The organism is Pseudomonas sp. rhizo66, assembly GCF_031931925.1.
In the GTDB taxonomy this organism is placed as follows: domain Bacteria; phylum Pseudomonadota; class Gammaproteobacteria; order Pseudomonadales; family Pseudomonadaceae; genus Aquipseudomonas.
Genome location: NZ_JAUJWZ010000006.1, coordinates 262,192 through 278,758 on the forward strand (window position 1 = coordinate 262,192; position 16,567 = coordinate 278,758).

Below are 16,567 nucleotides of genomic sequence, written 5' to 3' on the forward strand. Positions count from 1 at the left end.
CCGAGACCTCTGAGCCAGAGCGATGGGCCACTGCCGACTCCCTGTTCAGGAGGCTCCATGAACCTCGATTCAACCGCCCAGGTGCTGGCGTATCAGTCCGGTTTCGGCAACGAATTCAGCTCTGAGGCGTTGCCCGGCGCGCTGCCTGTCGGCCAGAACTCCCCGCAAAAAGCCCCGTACGGCCTCTACACCGAATTGTTTTCCGGCACCGCGTTCACCATGACCCGCAGTGAAGCGCGGCGCACCTGGATGTACCGGATCCAGCCGTCGGCCAATCACCCGGCCTTCGTCAAACTGGAGCGGCAACTGGCCGGCGGCCCGCTGGGCGAAGTGACGCCCAATCGCCTGCGTTGGAATCCGCTGGATGTTCCAGCCGAACCGACCGATTTCATCGACGGTCTGGTGAGCATGGCCGCCAATGCCGGTGCCGAGAAACCGTCCGGCATCAGCATCTACAACTACGTCGCCAACCGTTCGATGGAGCGTGTGTTCTTCAATGCCGACGGCGAACTGCTGCTGGTGCCGCAGCTCGGTCGTCTGCGCATTGCCACTGAGCTCGGCTTGCTGGACGTTGCGCCGCTGGAAATCGTCGTGCTGCCGCGCGGCCTGAAATTTCGTGTGGAATTGCTCGACTCGCAGGCACGCGGTTACGTCGCCGAAAACCACGGCGCGCCGCTGCGCCTGCCGGATCTGGGGCCGATCGGCAGTAACGGTCTGGCCAATCCGCGTGACTTCCTCACCCCGGTCGCCGCCTACGAAAACCTCCAGCAACCGACCACATTGGTGCAGAAATTCCTCGGTCAGTTGTGGGCGACAGAACTCAATCACTCACCGCTGAACGTGGTCGCCTGGCACGGCAATAACGTGCCGTACAAATATGACCTGCGCCGTTTCAACACCATCGGCACGGTCAGTTTCGATCACCCGGACCCGTCGATCTTCACCGTGCTGACCTCGCCGACCAGCGTGCACGGTCTGGCCAACCTCGACTTCGTGATCTTCCCGCCACGCTGGATGGTCGCCGAGAACACCTTCCGTCCGCCATGGTTCCACCGCAATCTGATGAACGAATTCATGGGCCTGATTCAGGGCGAATACGACGCCAAGGCCGAAGGCTTTGTGCCCGGCGGTGCATCGCTGCACAGCTGCATGAGTGCCCACGGCCCGGACGGCGAGACCTGCACCAAAGCGATCAACGCCGAGCTCAAACCGGCGAAGATCGACAACACCATGGCCTTCATGTTCGAGACCAGTCAGGTGCTGCGCCCAAGCCGCTTCGCCCTCGACTGTCCGCAACTGCAATCCACTTATGACGCCTGCTGGGCCACTTTGCCCGCCACGTTCGACCCGACCCGGAGATAACCCATGACGCAGACTTCCATCACCCGCAGCTGGGTTGCCTCGGCCAACGGCCACGCGGACTTCCCGTTGCAGAACCTGCCGCTCGGTGTGTTCAGCACCAATGCTGCGGCGCCGCGCGCTGGCGTGGCGATTGGCGACCACATCTTCGATCTGCAAGTCGCGCTGGAAGCCGGGCTGTTCGACGGCGTCGCGCGCAGTGCGGTCGAAGCCATGCACGGCGGCCAGTTGAACGCGTTCTTCGAACTCGGTCGCGAGGCACGTGTGGCTCTGCGTTCGCGTCTGCTGGAACTGTTCAGCGAAGGCAGCACACACCGCGGCAACATCGAAGCCCAGGGCGCGAAACTGCTGCCACTGGCCGCCGATTGCCAGATGCATCTGCCAGCACGCATCAGCGATTACACCGATTTCTATGTGGGCATCGAGCACGCGCAGAACGTCGGCAAACTGTTCCGCCCTGACAACCCGCTGCTGCCGAACTACAAGCACGTGCCGATCGGTTATCACGGTCGCGCCTCCACCGTGCGTGCTTCCGGTACCGACGTGCGTCGCCCGAAAGGCCAGACGCTACCTGCCGGTCAGACCGAGCCTGTGTTCGGCCCGTGCGCACGCCTGGACTACGAGTTGGAACTGGGCATCTGGATCGGTCAGGGCAACGAAATGGGCGATTCGATCGCCATCGGCGATGCGGCTGAACACATCGCCGGTTTCTGCCTGCTCAACGACTGGTCGGCGCGCGATATCCAGGCCTGGGAATACCAGCCACTGGGTCCGTTCCTGTCGAAGAGTTTCATCACCAGCGTCTCGCCGTGGGTGGTCACAGCCGAAGCGCTGGAGCCATTCCGCACCGCTCAACCGAAGCGTCCTGAGGGTGATCCGCAGCCGCTGCCTTACCTGTTCGATAAACGTGATCAGGATGGCGGTGCCTTCGACATCGAGCTGGAAGTTCTACTGCTCACCGAAGCCATGCGCGAGCAGAACCTGCCGGCCCATCGTCTGACCCTGAGCAACACCCGTTACATGTACTGGACCGTTGCGCAAATGGTCGCTCACCACAGCGTCAACGGTTGCCAGTTGCAGGCCGGTGACCTGTTCGGTTCGGGCACCTTGTCTGGCCCGGAGAGCGGTCAGTTCGGTAGCCTGCTGGAAATCACCGAGGGCGGCAAAAAACCGATCGAACTGGCCTCTGGCGAGGTGCGTAAATTCCTCGAGGACGGCGATGAAATCATCTTGCGTGCGCGTTGCGCCCGTGACGGTTTTGCTTCGATCGGCTTCGGCGAATGCCGCGGCAAAGTGCTGGCGGCGCGCTGACAGGAGCGGCTTATGGATCTCTATACCTATTACCGTTCGACCTCGTCGTACCGGGTGCGGATCGCGCTGGCGCTGAAGGGTCTCGACTATCAGGCGTTGCCGGTCAATCTGATCGCGCCGCCGGGTGGCGAGCATCGGCAGGCAGCGTATCTGGCGATCAATCCACAGGGGCGGGTGCCGGCCTTGCGCACTGACGAGGGCGGTTTGCTGACTCAGTCGCCGGCCATCATCGAGTACCTGGAAGAACGTTATCCACAGGTGCCGTTGCTGCCGGAAGATCTTTTCGCCCGTGCGCAGGTGCGCGGTGTGGCGGCGGTGATCGGTTGCGACGTACATCCGCTGCACAACGTCAGCGTGCTCAATCGCCTGCGCCAGTCGGGGTATGACGAGCCGCAGGTGGTGGAATGGATCAGTCACTGGATCAGCCAAGGGCTGGCGACGGTGGAGCAGTTGATTGGCGATGAGGGCTTTTGTTTCGGCGAGTGGCCGTGTGTGGCGGATGTGTACCTGATTCCGCAGTTGTATGCGGCTGAGCGCTTCAACGTCAGCCTTGAGGCGTATCCGAAAATTCATCGGGTTGCCGCACTGGCGGCTGAACATCCTGCGTTCATGAAGGCCCATCCTGCCAACCAACCCGATACCCCGTAATTCCCCTGTGGGAGCGAGCCTGCTCGCGAAGGCTGAGTGTCAGTCACCGTTCATTTGGCTGACACAGCGCATTCGCGAGCAGGCTCGCTCCCACAAGATTTGGCGTTGAACTACCCAAAAATCATAAAAACAAAACAGGTGCCTTGCGATGCATAACCAGATTGCCAGCTTCCGGGCGGCACTCGACGCCCGTCCTGTGTCCCGATATCAGTGGTTGCTCTTGATCCTGCTCGCCTTGCTCTTGGTCACCGACGGCTATGACGCCCAGGTGCTCGGTTATGTGGTGCCTGCGCTGGCGCAGGACTGGGGTCTGGAAAAATCTGCATTCGGGCCTGTGTTCAGTGCCAACCTGCTCGGCCTCACCCTTGGTTCCCTGGCCGTCACGCCGCTGGCCGACCGCTTTGGCGTGCGGCGCATTCTGCTCGCCTGCGTACTGATCTACGCCACGCTGACGGTGCTGATGGTTTTCGCCGACTCGCTGAACACGCTGATGATCGCGCGCTTCATCTGTGGCATCGGTATGGGCGGGGCGATGCCCAGTGCCATGGCATTGATGTCGGAATACTCGCCACCGCGTTTGCGCACCTTGATGGTGACGCTGGCGGCCTGTGGCTTCTCGTTCGGTGGCGCGGCGGGTGGTTTCGTCGCCGCCGGGTTCATCGATCAGTTCGGCTGGCAGGCAGTGTTCCTCGCCGGTGGTGTCACGCCGTTGCTGCTGTTTCCGTTTCTCTGGTGGATGCTGCCGGAGTCCCTGCCACGTCTGCTGCGTGATGCACCGCCGTATGCGCGGCTGCGCAAAGTTACTGCGCGCATGCTGCCGGACTGGCAACCGCCCGTTGCAAGCGTCGAACAGAACGAGCGCGAGCAGGGCAGCAAACTGACGGTGGTCGAGTTGTTCCGCAATGGCTACGCGCGGCCGACCTTGCTGATCTGGGCGACGTTTTTCGTCAGCCTGATTCTGTTGTATTTCATGATCAGCTGGCTGCCGACGCTGCTGCTGGAAAGCGGCCTGAAGCTCAACGAAGCCAATCTGGTGACGTCGATGTTCCTCTTCGCCGGCACCTTGGGCGCGATCTGCATGGCCTGGTTCGCGGACCGCTTGAAGCGCAAGGTTCGTTTGTTGTCTGCGGTGTTGGCAGGGGCGGCGCTGTGCACGATTCTGCTTGGGCTTAATCACGACAATCCGCGTTATCTGGTGGCCTGTGTTTTTGCCGCCGGGTTCTGCATCATCGGCGGGCAACTGACGCTGAATGCGTTTGCCAGTAATTTCTACCCGGCGCATGTGCGTGCGACCGGCACCGGTTGGGCGTTGGGCGTGGGGCGTTTTGGTTCGATTCTCGGGCCGCTGTTTGGCAGCCTGCTGCTGGCGATGCACATTCCGGTGGCGCAGATTTTCTTCTTCTGTGCGATCCCGGCGGTGATTGCTGCATTGCTGATCATTCAGGTGCGTTCGCCCACCGAAGGAAGTTCGGCAGTTGGAATGGGGATATCTGTCAAATCCTGAAGAGCAAAAGATCGCAGCCTTCGGCAGCTCCTACATTGAAATGTGTATTCCCATGTAGGAGCTGCCGAAGGCTGCGATCTTTTGTTTTTAATGAACGACGGAATTGGGCGGCAGGTGCCCGAGGCGCTCGGTCAGGCGCAGGCGCTGAATCGGGTCGTCACTCAGCAATAACGCTCGCTCCAGGTCGAAGCGCTCGGCATTCGGGCAGTCGAGCCGCTGATAAAGACTGGCCCGAGCCAAGTAATCCGCGGCGCCGGCGTCACCCAGTTCGAGCACGCGTTCGGCGTCGATCAGCGCGGCGATGAAATCATCGTGAGTCAGGTGCAACTGGCGCAGGTTGCGCGACAAGCGCTGGAGCATCTGCTGGGGGCTGGCGGTCAGCAGGTGTTCGGCGGTCAGCTTCATGTTTGGCCCGTACTGGCGCTGCAACAATTCGCGACAATCATTGGGGTACAAGCGCCGGCCGCCGCACGGATCGAGCAAGTGGTCGGCACCGGGTACGCGCAACAGGAAGTGCCCGGGGAAGTTGACCCCGACCAGAGGTATCTCCAGGCGACGCGCCAATTCCAGAGCAATCAGCGCCAGTGCCAGCGGTTGGCCGCGACGGGTCTGTAACACTTTGTGCAACAGCGCCGCCTGCGGACGCAGCGGCAGAAAGTCGTCTTGGGCAAAGCCCAGATCCGTCATACGGCGCAACAGGGGCTGCGCCAGTTCACTGACCGGCAGCATCGGCAAGCCGTAGCTGACACGTTGTTGCAGGTCTTTGAATTCTTGTAACAGTGCCTCGGGATCGACCGCTTTTTCGTGCTCGGCCGCCATCCACAGCGCAGCTTCGAACAGCGCAGGCGGTGAACGGTGCAGGCATTCGAAAAAACGTTGTCGCGCACTCATCGAAATCTCCGGGGAATGCCTCGTTTTAGCCCCGTCCGCGAGATTCGTCCAGTGCCCCGCTGTGTGGCTGTCGGGTTATTCCGCAAAGCTGTTGTCGGCGCGGACGCTTATTCCGGTGCGCTCCAGCAATTTTCAGGCGCAGGCCTATACTGGCGTTCTACAAGAAGTGATTCGGGAGCCCAACGATGTTTGCGCTCATGCAAAGCACTCGCCTGGAATCGCTGCACCTTAGCGTCGACCCGATCACCGGGTTGAAGGCGGTCATTGCCATCCATAACAGTCGCCTCGGGCCAGCCTTGGGCGGATGTCGTTATCTTGCCTACCCCAATGACGAATCTGCCGTCGAGGACGCCATTCGCCTCGCTCAGGGCATGAGTTACAAGGCTGCGCTGGCGGGGCTGCCGCAGGGCGGTGGCGTGGCCGTGATCGTGCGTCCGGTTCATGTGGAAAGTCGTGGCGCGCTGTTCGAAGCCTTTGGCCGCTGCATCGATCAGCTCGATGGCCGCTACATCACCGCCATCGACAGCGGCACCTCGGTCGCGGACATGGATTGCATCGCCCAACAGACCCAGCATGTCACCAGCACCACGTCAGCCGGCGACCCGGCACCGCATGCTGCCATGGGCGTGTTTGCCGGCATTCGCGCAACGGCGATGGCCCGGCTGGGCAGCGATAATCTCGAAGGCTTGCGCATCGCCATTCAGGGCTTGGGCAATGTCGGTTTTGCCCTGGCCGAACAACTGCACGCCGCCGGGGCGGAGCTGCTGGTCAGCGATATCGACCACGGCAAGGTGCAACTGGCGATGGAGCAACTCAACGCTCACCCGATCGCCAACGACGCGCTGCTCAGCACACCGTGCGACATCCTCGCGCCGTGCGGTCTGGGCGGGGTACTGAACAGCCACACCGTCACGCAACTGCGTTGCTCGGCGGTGGCGGGTTCGGCGAATAATCAACTGACGCATCTGGATGTCGCCGATCAACTGGAGCGGCGCGGGATTCTGTATGCGCCGGACTACGTGATCAATGCGGGTGGGCTGATTTACGTCTCGCTGAAACACCGTGGTGAGGAATTGCCGACGATTACCGCGCATCTGTCGAAGATCAGTTCGCGGCTGACTGAAGTATTTGCTCACGCGCAGGCGGAAAAACGCTCGCCGGCGCGGGTGGCGGATGAGTTGGCAGAGAAAGTTTTGTATCGCTGAAACGCAAAAGATCGCAGCCTTCGGCAGCTCCTACAGGAAATACGTATTCCAATGTAGGAGCTGCCGAAGGCTGCGATCTTTCAAGGGGCGCTGATTACTTCGCGGCTTTTGCCGCTTTGGCTGGCTTGGCCTGCGCTTCAGCAGGTTCTGCCGCCTCAGCTTGTTCAACGGGCTCGGCCGGTGCGTTGATCAGCTCCGACAGTGCATCCGGCTGGCTCTTGAACGCCCGGGCGAACACATCGCGATTCTTCGCCATGTAGATCCCGGCTTCTTCCACTTGCTGTTCAGTCAGGGACGGAACGGCTTTTTGCAGGACATCGGCCAGATATTCGGCCAGTTCGAGCATTTTGTCATGACGGTCAGCTTCGGCTTTATCCATGAACAAGCGCTCCAGATCTCGGCTGCTGCGGTATACCACTTCGACGGCCATTCACCACCTCACATGCCTTCACATTAAGTTGTCTTGACGACTACTGTATCCATATACAGCGAAAAGGATAAGCGAATCCCTGCGCCATGGGTAGTGGCTTTTTAATGTAGACCGGATTCAGGGTTTGTCAGGGGATCGTGTTGCAGCATTCGCAAGCAGGCTCGTTCGCGCAAAAGCACAAGAGGTGCGACCAAACGCCACGGCGCGGGTTTGGCGGCGGCTCGCCATGATGGCGTGGCCTCTTTTCTGCATGAAAACCGTTACGTGCAGAAAACCGTCACGTCCAACACGCACCATCCGCTCGCATTCGAGCTAAGGAACATCATCGTGAAAATCAACTGGGCCGAGAAACTGCGGCAAAACGTGCATCAACTGGCCGAGTCCCTGGGCAACCTGTTCGTCGAGACCTTCCACTATCTGGCGTTGTTCGCCATCGGTGCGGTGACGGCGTGGGCGGCGGTGATGGAGTTTCTCGGGATGCTCGAGGAAGGCCATATCAAGATCGATGACATTCTGCTGCTGTTCATTTATCTCGAATTGGGCGCCATGGTCGGGATCTACTTCAAGACCAACCACATGCCGGTGCGCTTCCTGATCTACGTGGCAATCACCGCGTTGACTCGTTTGCTGATCTCCAACGTCTCGCACCACAACCCGCCGGACATGGGCATCATCTACCTGTGCGGCGGCATTCTGCTGTTGGCGTTCTCGATTCTGGTGGTGCGTTACGCCTCGTCACAATTTCCCTCGGTGAAGATCGAGAAACCGCAACGCAAACTCGGCGCCGGTTCCAGCGAGCATCCGGAAGTCGAGAAGGGCGAGCTTTAAAGCCCGGCCGCTTGTCCGGGCTGGCCGACGATGCGTGGCGGTGGCGGGGTCAGCCCGTCGCCGCTGGTCATCGCTTCGAGGATCGCCATGGCACTGTGGCCCTGTTCGATGGCAATGCCGAATTGAATGCTTTGCACCAGGCGCTTTAGGCGCACGGGGTCGTTGCGCTGCTCGGCGCTGATCATGCGTTTGGCCACGATCCGGCCGCTGTTGGACAGGGTCAGCATGATGCTGCCGTCCAGGCCCTGAATGCTCAGGTTGATCTGATAGTCCGGCGCGAAGGCATCGGTAATGATCTGAAAAGGATTGTCCATGATGCGTCACCGCCTGATTGAACGTGCAGTTGTTGACCGGCCGTGATCGGGTTGGTTCGCCCAACCGGATCATCGGCCATTCCGTGGCCTGTATTTGTTGCTTCATGTCGCAGCTGTCGAGTGAAACGAGGCTTCGACAGCTCCCACAGGGGTATAGCAAGGGCTGTGCCGGGAAAATTGTCGAACAATGAACACGGGGATAAAAAAGGCGAGCCACGCGGCTCGCCTTTTTTAATGGCCCGTTTTCAGGGCAGAACCGAGTAGATGATCGCTGACAGTGCAATCAGGCCGATCAGCACCACAAACACGTTGGACACCTGGCCAGAATACTGGCGCAAGGCCGGCACGCGGCGGATGGCGTACATCGGCATCAGGAACAACAGACACGCAATCACCGGTCCGCCGAGGGTTTCGATCATGCCGAGGATGCTTGGGTTGAACGTCGCCACGGCCCAGCAGCTGAGGATCATGAACACGGCTGTGGCGCGGTTCAGCCAGCTCGCCGACATCACCCGGCCACGGCTGCGCAGGCTTTTCACGATCATGCCTTGAAAGCCTTCGCTAGCACCGATGTAGTGGCCGAGGAAGGATTTGGTGATGGCCACCAGCGCAATCAGCGGCGCGGCGTAAGCGATGACCGGGGTCTGGAAGTGGTTGGCCAGGTACGACAGGATCGAAATGTTCTGCGCCTTGGCCGCAGCCAGGTCGGCCGGCGACAACGCCAACACACAGCTGAAGCAGAAGAACATCACCGTCACCACCATCATGCCGTGGGCCATGGCGAGGATGCCGCTGCTCTTGCGTTCGGCCTGCGCGCCGTAGCGTTGTTTCTGATCAACGGCAAACGCAGAGATGATCGGCGAATGGTTGAACGAAAACACCATCACCGGGATCGCCAGCCACAGGGTCTTGAAGAAGGCGGACATTGGCATGGCTTCTTGGGCACTGGCGAAAAACGCGCCGTTCCAGTTCGGAATCAGGCTGAGCGCCAGCAGTAACAGCGCGGCAACAAAGGGATAAACCAGCACGCTCATGGCTTTGACGATGACGCTTTGCCCACAACGCACAATCGCCATCAACCCGAGGATCAACACCAGCGAGAGGATCGCGCGGGGTGGCGGGGCGATGTGCAATTGGTGTTCGAGAAAGCTGCTCAGGGTGTTGGTCAGCGCGACACTGTAAACCAGCAGGATCGGGAAGATCGCAAAGAAATACAGCAGTGTGATCAGTTTGCCGGCACCGATGCCGAAGTGCTCTTCGACCACTTCGGTGATATCCCCGGAGCGTCCGGACAACACGAAACGGGTCAGCCCACGGTGGGCGAAAAAGGTCATTGGGAATGCCAGTACGGCGAGAATCAGCAACGGCCAGAAACCGCCGACGCCGGCGTTGATCGGCAGGAACAAGGTGCCAGCACCGATCGCGGTGCCGTACAGGCCGAGCATCCAGGTGGTGTCGAATTTGCTCCAGCCCTTGTGGGCCGTTTCTGCATTGCGTGTGCGGTCTACAGCGGGATTTTCGGCAGCAGGTGTACGTACATCGGTCATCGGTATCGCCTCGTTATTATTTTTGCTCGGGCTCACGGTTGGCAGGCCGCTCTGTGCGGCCTGCCGGGGCGGTCAGGGAATGCGCCTCAGCATTCCACCCAGCTCACGGCCAGGCCGCCCCGTGAAGTCTCTTTGTATTTGTCGTGCATGTCGGCGCCGGTATCGCGCATGGTGCGGATCACCCGGTCGAGGGAAATGAAGTGTTTGCCGTCGCCGCGCAGGGCCATTTGCGTGGCGTTGATTGCTTTCACGGCGGCGATGGCATTGCGCTCGATGCATGGCACCTGTACGAGGCCACCGACCGGATCGCAGGTCAGGCCGAGGTTATGTTCCAGGCCGATTTCGGCGGCGTTTTCCAGTTGCTCCGGGGTGGCGCCGAGCACGTCGGCCAGGCCAGCGGCCGCCATCGCGCAGGCCGAACCGACTTCACCCTGGCAGCCCACTTCTGCACCGGAGATCGAGGCATTTTTCTTACACAGAATGCCGACGGCGGCCGCGCCCAGAAAGAAAGCGACGACATCATCGTCAGACGCGTCCGGATTGAACTTCATGTAGTAGTGCAGAACGGCCGGGATGATTCCGGCTGCACCGTTGGTCGGCGCAGTGACCATGCGCCCGCCAGCGGCGTTTTCTTCGTTGACGGCGAGGGCGAACAGGTTGACCCACTCCATTGCCGACAGCGTCGAACTGATCACATTCGGCTTGCCGATTTCCAGCAGGCTGCGATGCAGTTTCGCTGCACGACGCGGCACGTTCAGGCCGCCTGGCAGGATGCCTTCGTGGCGCAGGCCTTGTTCGACGCACTCACGCATCACCGACCAGATGTGCAGCAGGCCCTGGCGAATTTCCGCGTCGCTGCGCCATGCGCGCTCGTTGGCCATCATCAGTTCGGAGACGCGCAGGTTGTGCTGTTTGCACAGCGCCAGCAGTTCGGCGGCGCTGGAAAAATCGTACGGCAACACCACGTCACCGGCGGAGGCGACTGCGGACTCGGCTTCCGCTGCTTCGATGATGAAGCCGCCGCCGACCGAGTAGTACGTCTGCTCGAACAGCTCGGCTGTTTCGCCAAAGGCTGTCAGCGACATGGCGTTCGGGTGGTAGGGCAGACTCTCATCCAACAGCAGGAGATCTCGCTGCCAGTTGAAGGCAATTTCCCTTTGTCCGGCGAGGGACAGGTGGCCAGTTTCACGCAGTTGCTGAATGCGCGGATCGATGGTCGAAGGGTCGATGCTGTCCGGCCATTCGCCCATCAGGCCCATCACCGTAGCGCGGTCGGTGGCATGGCCGACGCCAGTGGCCGACAGCGAGCCGTACAAACGAATTTCGACACGGCGTACATCGTTCAACAAATGCTGATCGATCAGCGCCTGAGCGAAGGTCGCAGCAGCGCGCATCGGGCCGACGGTGTGGGAACTGGACGGGCCGATGCCGACTTTGAATAGATCGAAAACACTGATAGCCATGCTAAACCCTTACAAGCAATGGAGTGGGAATCGCTGCCATTTTTTGTAGGACAAGCGCAATGTCGGCGATACTGCCTACCTCGGTCCTACGTGACTAACGAAACTTCCTAAGTAAGCCTTTAGCAGGACTAAACGATGAGTCGTCAATTGCATGCCCAGACCTATGTCTGGCTGCAGGTGTTTTCCTGTGCCGCGCGGCACCTGTCGTTCACCCGTTGTGCCGAAGAACTGCACATCACCCCGGGTGCGGTCAGTCAGCAGATTCGTCAACTGGAAGAGCGCCTCGGCTTCCGTCTGTTCCATCGGCGGGCGCGTGGTGTGGAACTGAGTGCGGAGGGGCAGCGGCTGGCGATCACCGTCAACGAGGCGTATGGCAGTATCGATGCCGAGTTGCGTCGACTGGACGCCGGGATGATCAGCGGGATTTTGCGCGTGCGCTCGATTCCGTCGTTCCTCAGCAAGTGGCTGACCCCGCGTCTGCCACGCCTGCAACAGCGCTATCCGGATATTCAGCTTCGGCTGGTCGCCGAGGACAGTAGCGTGCCGTTGCACGAAGGCGACTTTGATCTGGCGATCGATTTGAACGACGGCAGTTACCCGGGGCTGTTATCCACAGCCTTGCTCGACGAGCAGATTTTCCCGGTGTGCGCGCCGAGCCTGTTGCGCGGGCGACCCCCCTTGCACGGGCCGGCGGATCTGGTGCATTTCCCACTGCTGCACGACATCACCGCCTGGCGTGGCAGTTATGAATACGCGGAGTGGGAATTCTATTTGAACGCGATCGGCTTTGAGGGCGCCGACGTACGGCGTGGGCATACGTTCAATCGCAATCACCTGACCATCGAAGCGGCGATCGCCGGCATGGGGGTGGCGATTGCCCGCCGCACCTTGCTTAACGATGAGTTGGAGCGGGGGACGTTGATTGTGCCGTTTGGCCTGTCGGTGCCCAATCACAAACGCTACGTGTTGCTCTATGCGCCGGGCGCTTTAAGCCATCCGGGTGTGCGCGCGGTGCATGATTGGCTGGTGGAGGAGGCGGGGATTTTTCGCAGCTTGCATCCGTTGAATGACGGGCAATTGTGAGCAGATTTTGCCGGGTTGCGAAGCGACCCAACTCCCGACCTTACCAGTGCTTTGCTCGGTTGTCCGGCTTTTTTTGCGAATGAATATTTATCTTTTTTCAGGGGTTGAAATGTTCGGCAGTCGGGCCGATTGTTGTAACCAGGAGGTCAGGAAATTCAACTCAAGGCCTCTCACGAGCTAGCTGAAATAAGGGATGAACTATGCAAATCCAAGTCAACAGCGATAACCATATTCAAGGCAGTAAACGACTGGAGGAGTGGGTACGTACAACCATTGAGAGCACGCTCGAACGTTATGAAGAAGACCTGACCCGTGTCGAAGTCCACCTGAGTGACGAGAACGGTGACAAACCAGGTCCCCATGACTTGCGCTGCCAGCTGGAAGCGCGGCCGAAAGGCCATCAAGCGATTTCCGTGACCCATAAGGCCGATTCGCTGGAACAGGCGATCGACGGTGCAGCCGAAAAACTTGAGCATGCACTGGAGCACCTGTTTGGCAAGCTGCGAGGCAAACCCCGCGCCGCCATCGTGCCATTTAGCAAGGCGAATGACGCTCTGCTGGAGGAAGAATTTCTGGAGAACGAACAGGCAGCGATCAACAGTTGATGCGCTGATTTTATAAGCCAACCAATGAGAACGGGCCTGCCAATGCAGGCCCGTTTTTGTTTGTGTGGTTGGATGGTTTTCGGTTATGGCATGAGAAAGCAGGCCCTCACCCCAGCCCTCTCCCGGAGGGAGAGGGGGCCGACCGAGGTGTCTGAAGAGGTACGTCGACCTGAAAGACCGAGTCGATTATGGATTCGGTGAAGCAGAATCAGATCAGCGTATCTCGCAAGCGTCCCCCAATCAGGCCCCCTCTCTCCGGGAGGGGGCCGACCGAGGTGTCTGAAGAGGTACGTCGACCTGGAAGACCGAGTCGATTATGGATTCGACGCAGTACTTTCAGGTCGGTGTATTTCTCAAGCATCCCCCAATCAGTTCCCTCTCCCTCTGGGAGAGGGTTAGGGTGAGGGCATTTTTCGATTCGCTGCAATTCTTATGATCTGCTCCAGCACATCGTCCATCTGCTGGATCACCTCAAGATTACTGAAACGCACGACTTCAATGCCCTTTTGATTCAGATAGCGCGTCCGGCGCTGGTCATGAATTAGCCCCTGCGTTTCAGCGTGCTGGCCGCCGTCCAGTTCGATCGCCAATTTCAGCTCGGCACAGTAAAAATCCAGCACATAGGGCGGACAGGGAAACTGCCGACGAAATTTCAGATGGGCGATTTGGCGTGAGCGGATTTTTTGCCAGAGCAGGTGTTCGCAGTCGGTTTGCTTGGCGCGTAACTGGCGGGCGAATTGGGCGAGGGTGGGGCGGGTTTGCATGCTTCACGATCCTTGTGAAGTTGGTTTGAAGTTTTACTTTAGACCATGACCTGCTGACCTGCTGACCTGCTGACCCTCACCCCAGCCCTCTCCCGGAGGGAGAGGGGGCCGACCGAGGTGTCTTGCGGGGTACATCGACCTGTAAGACCGAGTCGATTATGGATTCGGCACAGCACGTTCAGGTCGGCGTACCTCGCAAGCATCCCACGATAAGTCCCCTCTCCCTCTGGGAGAGGGCTAGGGTGAGGGGCTTTTCAATCTTCAGAACGCTACAGACGTCTGCACATAAACCGTGCGCGGCTCACCCACATACTTGCCCTTGTTGTTGTCATCAAACGAGCGCGTGAAGTACTGCGTGTTGAAGATGTTCTTCACCCCCACCGCCACATTCAGATCCGACAACTGCGGGCCGAAGTCATACCCCGCGCGGCTGCTGAACAGCATGTAACCGGGGATCTTGCCGGTGCTGCCATCGGCACTTTCCTTCGAGGTGTTGGCGTTGTCGGCAAACTGGTCGCTCTGGAAGCTGCTGTCGAGATTGAGCTTCCACGGCCCTTCGGTGTAACCCACACCAATCGTGCCTTTGTGTTTCGACGAGAACGGTACGCGATTGCCCTTGTTCGGTCCGTCTTCGCGGATAGTCGCGTCAACATAGGCGTAAGTGGCGTAGACATCGAAACCGGCCAGCGCCGGGCTCAAGTCATCCAGTGCGTAGTTGACGCTGGTCTCGATGCCTTGATGGCGGGTTTCGCCTCGTGCGATCACCGAATCGTTGGTCTGGTTGCTTTCGTACTGGTTGTCGAAGTTGATCAGGAACGCGCCGATCTCCGCGCGCAACGCGCCGTTGTCATAGCGCGTGCCGAGCTCCCAGGTGCGGGCCTTTTCCGGTTTCACTTCGCCGCTGGTTACACGGTTGGGCATCTGGCTGTATTGCACGCTGCCGAACGAGCCTTCGGTGTTGGCGTACAGGTTCCAGCTGTCCGTCAGTTGATAGAGCACGTTCAACGCCGGCAACGCGGTGTTGTAATCGCCTTTGTATTTGGCGTTGGTCAGGTTGTTGGTCTGCTGCGATTCGATCATCTCGTAGCGCACACCCGGGGTGATCGTCCATTTGCCGATGTCGATGCGGTCGTCGACAAAGAACGCATTGGCCTCAGTGCCGCCACGGGTGTCACGATCATTACGGCTGTTGGTGGTCGGGTATTGGTTGCTGCTGATCGGCGTGCGATAGCGCAATTCGTGACCGGCCTCGTTGATGTAGCGGTAGCCGACGCCGACTTCATGGCTGGTCGGGCCGAGGTCGAAACCCTGAGCGAAACGGGTTTCCAGACCGCGTACCCAGTACTCGCGCGGCGACAGCGAGAGGAACGTGCCCTGATCCAGATAGCCGCTGCGCAGGGTCTTGGTGAAGAAGGTGTTGGCGGTGAATTCGCGGCGATCTTCCTGATAGCGATAGCCGAAATTGAACATCGTGCGGCGGCCCCAGAACTGGTCTTTCGGCCGCGTCGACTGATACGGATCGGCGTCGTAATCGGCAACGTTCAAACCGCCGGGCATGTCAGCCTTGCCTTCGTAATACTGGGCCATGGCGTTGAAGCTGTTGGCTTCGTCGAGCTGGTATTTGCCTTTGAGGATCAGGTCGTCAATCTCGGTGTCGCTGTGTTCGCGCCAGTCGCCGCCACGAGTGCCGGAGTACAACAGCGCACCACCGAGGCCATTGGCGTTGGTGCCACCGGCCAGCAGGTTGGTGCTGGTCTTGAAACCGTCATGGCTTGACGATGGGCTGGTTTCCGTCTGGAAGCCGCCCTTGACCGTAGGCTCGTCGGGGATCGCCCGGGTGACGAAGTTGACCACGCCGCCGACGTTCTGCGGGCCGTAACGCACCGCACCACCGCCGCGCACCACGTCCACGGCATCCATGTTGCCCATGCTGATCGGGGCGAACGACAGTTGTGGCTGACCGTATGGCGCGAACGGCACCGGAATGCCGTCCATCAGCACGGTCGAGCGTGCAGCCAGTCGCGGATTCAAACCGCGAATGCCGAAATTCAGCGCCATGTCATGGCTGCCGGTGCCGTTGTTTTCCGGAGCGTTGACGCCGGGAATACGGTTGAGCACATCACGCGCCTGCGTCGCGCCCTGGCGTTCGAATTCCTCGCGGCGGATTACATCGCGAGCACCGGGATGTTCGAACACATTGATTTGCGCGGCGTCACCCAGCCAGTCGCCGACGACGGTCGAGGTGTCCAGTTCCACCGCGCCATCCACCACCGGTTGCAGGCTGAAGGCATTGTTGCCCTCGGCGCGGGCTTGCAGGCCGCTGCCTTCGAGCAATGCATTCAATCCCTGCTCAGGTGTGTAACTGCCTTGCAGGCCACGGCTTTGCACACCGCTGGTGACTTGCGAACCAAACGAAATCAGCACGCCTGCTTCACGGCCAAACTGGTTGAGGGCGTTTTCCAGCGACGACGGCGCGATGTGGTACGCCTTGGCATCGGCAGCCATTGCGACGGGCAGGGCGCTGAAGCTCAGGCTGGCGCCGAGGACGAGATTGCGCAGGCTGCGAGCCAGTGGCGAGAGGCGGGTGGGGTGCATGGTGGATGATCCTGAGAAGG

General features: G+C 60.0%; 14 protein-coding genes and 1 pseudogene. 8 read left to right on the forward strand and 7 right to left on the reverse strand.

The annotated features are described in order from the left end of the window. The first annotated feature begins 57 nt into the window (after positions 1-57). The 4 genes from hmgA to QZR14_RS10045 all read left to right on the forward strand — a co-directional run bounded on the left by hmgA (position 58) and on the right by QZR14_RS10045 (position 4,822). Entirely contained in the window at positions 58-1,362 is a 1,305-nt protein-coding gene (hmgA, locus tag QZR14_RS10030; RefSeq protein WP_311996456.1) for a homogentisate 1,2-dioxygenase, read from the forward strand. Between the two features lie 3 nt (positions 1,363-1,365). Continuing rightward, on the forward strand, positions 1,366-2,670 hold the full coding sequence (fahA, locus tag QZR14_RS10035; RefSeq protein WP_311996457.1) for a fumarylacetoacetase: 1,305 nt from the start codon (positions 1,366-1,368) through the stop codon (positions 2,668-2,670). Between the two features lie 12 nt (positions 2,671-2,682). Continuing rightward, positions 2,683-3,318 (forward strand): maleylacetoacetate isomerase, encoded by a 636-nt coding sequence (gene maiA / locus QZR14_RS10040; RefSeq protein WP_311996458.1) that lies wholly within the window; start codon positions 2,683-2,685, stop codon positions 3,316-3,318. Positions 3,319-3,466: 148 nt separating this feature from the next. Then, the gene (locus tag QZR14_RS10045) at positions 3,467-4,822 is read left to right on the forward strand and encodes an MFS transporter (RefSeq protein WP_095125417.1); all 1,356 of its coding nucleotides are present in this window, start codon (positions 3,467-3,469) and stop codon (positions 4,820-4,822) included. A gap of 87 nt (positions 4,823-4,909) precedes the next feature. Here the strand turns inward: QZR14_RS10045 and QZR14_RS10050 are convergent, their stop codons facing one another. Next, complete coding sequence (locus tag QZR14_RS10050; RefSeq protein WP_250607709.1) at positions 4,910-5,713, reverse strand: SirB1 family protein; 804 nt, start codon at positions 5,711-5,713, stop codon at positions 4,910-4,912. Positions 5,714-5,898: 185 nt separating this feature from the next. Here QZR14_RS10050 and QZR14_RS10055 point away from each other — a divergent pair, with 185 nt between their 5' ends. Further along, positions 5,899-6,918 (forward strand): Leu/Phe/Val dehydrogenase, encoded by a 1,020-nt coding sequence (locus QZR14_RS10055; RefSeq protein WP_311996459.1) that lies wholly within the window; start codon positions 5,899-5,901, stop codon positions 6,916-6,918. Between the two features lie 175 nt (positions 6,919-7,093). Here the strand turns inward: QZR14_RS10055 and QZR14_RS10060 are convergent. Continuing rightward, positions 7,094-7,348: pseudogene (locus QZR14_RS10060) on the reverse strand (YebG family protein); the annotation flags it as partial. Between the two features lie 327 nt (positions 7,349-7,675). Here QZR14_RS10060 and QZR14_RS10065 point away from each other — a divergent pair. Then, positions 7,676-8,176, forward strand: a complete 501-nt coding sequence (locus tag QZR14_RS10065; protein ID WP_026000737.1) for a phosphate-starvation-inducible protein PsiE — start codon at positions 7,676-7,678, stop codon at positions 8,174-8,176. On the opposite strand, the gene QZR14_RS10070 is transcribed toward QZR14_RS10065, so the two are convergent. From QZR14_RS10070 to QZR14_RS10080, 3 genes are all read right to left on the reverse strand, one after another. Then, entirely contained in the window at positions 8,173-8,490 is a 318-nt protein-coding gene (locus tag QZR14_RS10070) for a DUF3509 domain-containing protein (RefSeq protein ID WP_311996460.1), read from the reverse strand. The two genes, QZR14_RS10065 and QZR14_RS10070, sit on opposite strands and share 4 nt — an antisense overlap. 245 nt (positions 8,491-8,735) lie before the next feature. Then, positions 8,736-10,037 (reverse strand): serine/threonine transporter, encoded by a 1,302-nt coding sequence (locus QZR14_RS10075; protein WP_311996461.1) that lies wholly within the window; start codon positions 10,035-10,037, stop codon positions 8,736-8,738. Between the two features lie 86 nt (positions 10,038-10,123). Continuing rightward, on the reverse strand, positions 10,124-11,500 hold the full coding sequence (locus QZR14_RS10080) for an L-serine ammonia-lyase (RefSeq protein WP_311996462.1): 1,377 nt from the start codon (positions 11,498-11,500) through the stop codon (positions 10,124-10,126). Between the two features lie 135 nt (positions 11,501-11,635). On the opposite strand from QZR14_RS10080, the gene QZR14_RS10085 reads away from it, so the two are divergent. Next, positions 11,636-12,583 carry a LysR substrate-binding domain-containing protein gene (locus tag QZR14_RS10085; protein WP_007914183.1) on the forward strand — a complete coding sequence of 316 codons (948 nt, stop codon included), beginning with the start codon at positions 11,636-11,638 and terminating at the stop codon, positions 12,581-12,583. A 200-nt stretch (positions 12,584-12,783) separates the two neighbouring features. Beyond that, positions 12,784-13,188: an HPF/RaiA family ribosome-associated protein gene (locus tag QZR14_RS10090; RefSeq protein ID WP_250607718.1), complete on the forward strand. Its 405-nt coding sequence runs from the start codon at positions 12,784-12,786 to the stop codon at positions 13,186-13,188. Between the two features lie 395 nt (positions 13,189-13,583). Here QZR14_RS10090 and QZR14_RS10095 read toward each other — a convergent pair whose 3' ends face one another. Together QZR14_RS10095 and fecA are read right to left on the reverse strand one after the other, a co-directional pair. Beyond that, entirely contained in the window at positions 13,584-13,952 is a 369-nt protein-coding gene (locus QZR14_RS10095) for an endonuclease domain-containing protein (RefSeq protein WP_311996463.1), read from the reverse strand. 261 nt (positions 13,953-14,213) lie between these two features. Next, positions 14,214-16,547 (reverse strand): TonB-dependent Fe(3+) dicitrate receptor FecA, encoded by a 2,334-nt coding sequence (fecA, locus tag QZR14_RS10100; RefSeq protein WP_311996464.1) that lies wholly within the window; start codon positions 16,545-16,547, stop codon positions 14,214-14,216. Positions 16,548-16,567 lie beyond the last annotated feature (20 nt).